1 protein-coding gene is annotated in these 1,005 nt (G+C 44.2%); it reads left to right on the forward strand.

Going from position 1 to position 1,005, the window contains the following annotated elements; genetic code table 11:
* Window positions 1-22: 22 nt before the first annotated feature.
* The coding region (locus QOX44_RS17980) for a UPF0236 family transposase-like protein (RefSeq protein WP_283685207.1) at window positions 23-1,005 on the forward strand (983 nt) is incomplete at its 3' end.

Genomic DNA, 1,005 nt, shown 5'->3' on the forward strand with positions numbered 1-1,005 from the left:
AGAAAAAACATAAGGAGTCTGTATGATGAGTTCAATGATAAAGGAAAACGGCGTAACATTCAAGCAGTTAGAGAAAAATATTTTTAAATGGATCTGTGAAATCGGTCAAAACTTTACGAGGGAGTTTTTGGAACGGTATGACCAGATCCTGATGCAGGAGCGGGATAAGAGTAAATACAGACATAAGGGGCTGCGCCAGACCACCGTGAAAACAGTCTATGGAGAAGTAACCTATCACAGGGCTGTTTATGAAGTGACAGAAGAAGACGGCTGGAGGCACTTTGTGTATCTGTTGGATGAAACGCTGGAGCTGGAACAGATCGGTCTCATTTCAACGAATATGGCGGAGCTTCTTGTAAAAGGGATCACAGAGCAGTCTTATAGAGCCTGTGCGGCACAGGTGAGCGAAATGACAGGACAGACGATCAGCGCGATGGGTGTGTGGAATGTCATACAGGCATTAGGGGCAAAGGTTTGTGAAGAAGAAAAAGAACTGACAGAAGCCCATAAGCAGGGAAAAGTCTGTGGAGAGAAAGAAAGTCCGGTACTGTTTGAAGAAGCAGATGGGGTATATATAAAGCTTCAGGGAAAAGACCGCAAAAACGCCAGACAGGACAAAGCAGAAGTAAAAATAGGAATCGCATACGATGGATGGAAACAAACAGGTCAGGACAGATATCAGCTGGTAAACAAGGTGGTCGTGGCTGGATTTTCCCCTGCAAAAGAATTCCATGCCTGTCGGGAGGCAGCGATCGCCCAGACCTTTAACTTAGATGAAGTATGCCAGCGGATCCTGAATGCAGACGGAGCCTCCTGGATTAAAAAAGTGAAAGACAAAAGTACCTGTTTCCAATTAGACCCGTTCCACAGGAATAAGGCAGTAAAAGAGAAAATATATAACAAAAAAGCGCAGAAAGATATCCTGGAGTTATTAGCACAAGAGGAGATAGAGGAGGTATTCCATTATCTGGAGCTGTATAAAAACAGCCTGTCAGAGGAGAAAGA

It is taken from the genome of Parablautia sp. Marseille-Q6255 (genome assembly GCF_951230155.1).
Classification (GTDB): Bacteria; Bacillota; Clostridia; order Lachnospirales; family Lachnospiraceae; genus Choladousia.